Source organism: Paenibacillus sp. P4_A9 (assembly GCF_056402415.1).
Window position 1 is genome coordinate 1 of the sequence record NZ_JBFUHL010000132.1, and the last position, 5,542, is coordinate 5,542.

3 protein-coding genes and 1 pseudogene are annotated in these 5,542 nt (G+C 43.8%); all 4 read left to right on the forward strand.

The features are described from left to right. The first annotated feature begins 153 nt into the window (after positions 1–153). The gene (locus AC1DVJ_RS29715) at positions 154–732 is read left to right on the forward strand and encodes a DUF421 domain-containing protein (RefSeq protein ID WP_477596303.1); all 579 of its coding nucleotides are present in this window, start codon (positions 154–156) and stop codon (positions 730–732) included. Between the two features lie 101 nt (positions 733–833). Next, complete coding sequence (icmF, locus tag AC1DVJ_RS29720; protein WP_477596305.1) at positions 834–4,109, forward strand: fused isobutyryl-CoA mutase/GTPase IcmF; 3,276 nt, start codon at positions 834–836, stop codon at positions 4,107–4,109. Positions 4,110–4,196: 87 nt separating this feature from the next. Beyond that, positions 4,197–4,964 carry a sugar phosphate isomerase/epimerase family protein gene (locus tag AC1DVJ_RS29725; protein WP_477596307.1) on the forward strand — a complete coding sequence of 256 codons (768 nt, stop codon included), beginning with the start codon at positions 4,197–4,199 and terminating at the stop codon, positions 4,962–4,964. Positions 4,965–5,183: 219 nt separating this feature from the next. Further along, a pseudogene (locus AC1DVJ_RS29730) lies at positions 5,184–5,542 on the forward strand (hypothetical protein); the annotation flags it as partial.

Below are 5,542 nucleotides of genomic sequence, written 5' to 3' on the forward strand. Positions count from 1 at the left end.
CCTCACGAAGAATGGTTCTTTGGTTCAATTAACAGCTTATGATTGTTTTTTTTGGAAAATGACAAGTGAGAAACTGCCCATAGACAGGAAGAATTTTTATTTGGTAATTTGGGAAAAATATACAACAAAAAACATTAGAATGGACGCCAAAATATGAACTTTATATGGGAAGCTTTGATCATCCTTTTTGTTGGTTTTTGTTTGATGCGAATTGCTGGCAAGAAAACAGTCTCAGAAATGACGGGTCTTGAGATCATAACTTTATTATCAATAGCGTCAGTCATAGGGCATGCGATTTCTGGAGAAGGATTATGGAAAACAACCGTGATATTGATAATTTTTGTAGCCTTTCTAATCGTGGTGCAGTACCTAGCCATCAAATTCCAATGGATTGAATTTCTATTTATGGGTAAGGCGACGCTCGTTATTCAGGACGGGGAGATTCTGCTCAAAAACATAAAAAAACTGCGAATATCCGTGGAACAATTAGAAACTAGGCTAAGGGAAAAAGGGATTTCATCAGTCTCCGATGTAAAAGTAGCGACAATTGAAATAAGCGGCCACCTTGGATACGAGTTAATGAGGCATGCCAAGCCAGTAACGATGGGAGAACTGGATCAAATATTAGCTCAACTACACCTGATACAACATCCGCAGAAATATTCGGAGAGTGCAAATCTGTTTGATGAGGTCATTGAATCACAAAAAAACATTTCACAGGAACATAAATGAAGTGGGTGATTTCAGTGAATGCGCAGGAATAAAATGAAGGAATAGCGCTGGTAGAATTAGGCGACCTAAATGAAGGAAATTGATAAAAAGGTGGGGTACCTGTGAACACTCACGTTTATCGGCCCAAGAATCCTGTAAGGTTTGTTACAGCGGCAGCTTTGTTTGATGGTCATGATGCTACCATTCATATTATACGAAGGATTCTACAAGCATCGGGGGTTGAAGTGATCCATCTTGGTCATAATCGTTCTGTCGAAGAGGTCGTGAATGCTGCGATACAAGAAGATGTGCAAGGAATCGCCATTAGCTCATATCAAGGTGGACATATCGAATATTTAAMCTATATGTTTGACCTTCTCCAGCAAAAAGGTGCCGGGCATATTCGAATTTTCGCAGGTGGAGGTGGCGTCATTATACCTTCAGAGATTCAAATCTTACATCAATATGGGATTGCCAAAATATTTTCACCCGACGACGGACGTAAACTTGGTCTTCAAGGCATGATTAATTACATGATTCAAGAAGTTGACAAGCCTACACCTAGAAAGCTTACCGAGGAAATACCCTTATCCATAGAAAGCCAATGGAGAGTCATTGCCAGCTCCATAACTGCTGCTGAAGATGCCACTGGGAGCGGACATATGGCCGAATCTTTACCTATTTTACAAAACGCACAAACAACAGCAGCAGTCGCACCTGTGATCGGCATTACAGGAACAGGTGGAGCCGGAAAGAGTACACTGACTGATGAACTAGTTCGACGCTTTCTCGAGCAATACCCGGACAGAACCATAGCGATTATTTCTATCGATCCTTCTAAGATGAAAACAGGCGGTGCACTCCTTGGCGACCGAATCCGCATGAATGCTGTAAACAGCCCCCGGGTCTATATGCGCAGCTTAGCAACTCGGCGTGCGAAATCTGAATTGAGCCTTGCAACGAAAGAGGCCATCCAAGTGGTTCAAGCTGCTGGCTACCATATGGTGATTGTGGAAACAAGCGGGATCGGACAAGGAGACTCCGCCATAGATGAGCTATGCGATGTGTCTATGTATGTCATGACAAGTGAATTTGGAGCCGCGACACAACTGGAAAAAATAGCTATGATTGATTACGCGGACGTCATTGTCATCAATAAGTTTGAACGACGCGGCTCGGAAGATGCTTTACGCGATGTACGTAAACAATATCAGCGAAGCCACGGCTTATTTGAAACACCTGCCCAGGAACTGCCTGTATTTGGCACGATCGCCAGTCAATTTAACGACCACGGAACGAATGTTCTGTTCGCTAAAGTGATGAAGCTCGTTGCAGACAAAACAGGCGGTGATTGGCCGACTGATGAGAAGGCGAACACGCAACCGGTTACTACTAAGAATGTGATCATTCCACCGGACCGCACCGGTTATCTGGGCGAAATTGTGCAAACGATCCGACAGTATACGAAGTTTACTAATGAGCAGGTCAAGCTAGCGCGAAAGCTATATCAACTGCGAGGAACGAAAGAGATTATGGTGTCCGATCACCAAGATAAGCTGAATACTCCGGAGGAAACACAAACGATTATTGCGAAATTGAACGACTGGATCGCACATTATCAAGCGATGCTGCACCCTTCATGCATCAAGTTGCTTCAAGAGTGGCCGCAAATTCGTCAATCCTACACACAAGATCAACTTGTCACCCGCGTTCGCGATCGCGAGACAATGACAGCAATGTATACCGAATCGCTATCAGGAACGAAGATTCCCAAGATTAGTTTGCCGAGGTACGAAGATGATGGTCAACTCCTTGGTTGGCTGCTGAAGGAAAATTTGCCAGGATACTTTCCGTATACGGCGGGTGTTTTTCCATTTAAACGGACGAATGAAGAACCTAAGCGCCAATTTGCCGGAGAGGGGACACCTGAGCGCACCAACCGTCGATTCCATTATTTATGCCAAAATGATGAGGCGAAGCGACTGTCAACAGCTTTTGACAGTGTTACCTTGTATGGGAATGATCCGGACTATCGGCCTGATATTTATGGAAAAATAGGAAACAGCGGCGTGAATGTATGTACATTAGCGGATATGAAAAAACTGTTTGCTGGATTTGATTTATGCCATCCTTCAACTAGCGTTTCGATGACTATTAATGGTCCTGCTCCTATGATATTGGCCATGTTTATGAATACAGCGATACAGCAGCAAGTAGATAAATTTGTMGAGAATAACGGCAGTCAACCGACCGAAGAGGAGGTTGAGCACATAAAGGCGTGGACGCTTCAAACCGTCCGAGGTACTGTTCAAGCGGATATTTTAAAGGAAGACCAGGGGCAGAACACTTGCCTATTTTCAACTGAATTTGCACTGRAGATGATGGGGGACATGCAGCAATACTTCATTGATCACAAAGTGCGGAACTACTACTCGGTAAGTATTAGCGGCTATCATATTGCGGAAGCGGGAGCGAACCCGATCACACAGTTGGCTTTTACGCTAGCAAATGGGTTTACATTCCTAGAATATTATTTAAGCCGTGGTATGCATATCGATGATTTTGCGCCGAATCTTTCTTATTTTTTCAGCAATGGACTTGATCCCGAATATACCGTTATGGGAAGAGTAGCGCGTCGCATATGGTCAACCGTCATACGAAATAAATATGGCGGCAATGAAAGAAGTCAAAAGTTGAAGTACCATATTCAAACGTCAGGCCGCTCCTTACATGCGCAAGAAATGGATTTTAATGATATTCGAACCAGCTTGCAGGCGCTCATTGCCATTTACGATAATTGCAACTCCTTGCATACGAACGCGTTTGATGAAGCGATTACGACACCTACAGAGAATTCAGTGCGCAGAGCGATGGCGATTCAATTGATCATCAATAAGGAATTTGGCTYAACGAAGAACGAAAATCCGCTTCAAGGTTCCTTTATTGTGGATGATTTAACCGATCTCGTGGAAGAAGCCGTGTTAGCTGAATTCGAGCGAATCCATGCTCGTGGCGGTGTGCTTGGTGCCATGGAAACGCAATATCAACGCGGCAAAATCCAAGATGAATCTCTTTCCTATGAGCATAAGAAGCATGCTGGAGAGCTGCCGATCATCGGCGTGAATACGTTCATAAAACGGGATGCAGGTGAGCAAGTTGTTGAAATCGAGCTGGCGCGTTCAACAGTTGAGGAGAAAGAAACTCAGATTCTCGGGCTTCAAGCCTTTAAGGAACAACACAAACTGGAGTGCCCTGCGGCTCTTCAACGATTAAAGCAAACAGCCCTCAGCAACGGAAACCTTTTCGAAGAACTCATGGAAACGGTGAGAGTCGCAACGCTAGGGCAGATCACAACAACCTTGTATGAAGTTGGCGGGCAATATCGCAGGAATATGTAGGCAAAAAGCTAAGATAATCATATAGATTCGCTGCTCATTCCATGATATATATGAAAGGACCCAAATATGTTGAATGGAGTGAGATGAATGAGAATCGCCACGCAATTGTATACGCTTCGGAGCTTTCTGCAAACCCCCCAAGATATTAGCGAAAGCTTGAAGAAAGTGAAGCAAATGGGGTACCAGGCCGTTCAAGCATCAGGTGTTGGCCCCATCGATATGCATGAATTTAAAGCGCTTACGGATCAAGAAGGCTTGACCATCTGCGCAACTCACATCGGGTACAACGATTTGTTAAACGATATGGATGCTGTCATAGAGAAGCATTTGGCATGGAACTGCAAGTATGTAGGGTTAGGCGGTCTTCCAACTGAATTTCGCGAAACTAGCCAGGGCTACACAGCATTTGCCAAGCAAGCATCAGAATTTGGTAGACAACTGAAAAGCGCTGGTTTACAGTTCATCTATCATAATCATGATTTCGAATTTGCCAAATATGATGGAAAGTCCGGCATGGAAATTTTATTAGAAGAGTCTGACCCGCAAGCCGTGGATTTTGAACTAGATGTGTATTGGGTGCAAGCTGGCGGAGCCGATCCAATCGAGTGGATTCGCAAGGTTGATGGACGAATGAAAGTTGTACATTTTAAGGACATGATCATCACGCCGGATCGGAAACAACGGTTTTCTGAGATCGGCGAAGGGAATATGAATTTCAAAGGCATTATTCAAGCATGCGAGGAAATCGGCGTGGAGTGGGCCGCGGTCGAGCAGGACGACTGTTATGATCGCAACCCTTTCGAAAGCTTGGAGATTAGTTTTACCAATCTTGCCAAATTAGGAATGAAGGGTTAGATAGACTTTTAGAGCCCAAAAAGTTGATATCCATAAAGAGAAAGCCCACCAAAATCTTGGTGGGTTTTCTTGCGTTTAAACGACACTAGCGTTGCAATCGAATAGAAGAATAAGTTGACCCATGAAGACGTTCTAACCTCTAAACCCGTGAGTATATTTTAGGGATGGTTCAGGGCAAATAGGGGAGGATGATCACAATTGCCTGTTTACTTCTTTCTAATGCTTCTACTTACGGGGAGTTGGACACCGCCAGCACAGCAAATTAGTCCATTGGATTCGATTTGTTCAACCACAACGGTAAGCGCATCCACGGGGTCCTCGATAGATTCGAAAACAATTCATTACACGAACAAAGCGATATTCTTAACCTATCATCATCTGGATGATCAGGAATCATTTATCACAATTACACCTACCAAATTTAAACAACATTTGCAGGCTTTAAAAGATAAGCACTATAATATCATCTCGATAGAGGACTATGCTTGTTTCCATGCACATCGCAAGACATTACCTCCGAACGCGGTGGTGATCACCTTTGATGATGGATACCGATCTTATTATGAGAAAGCCTATCC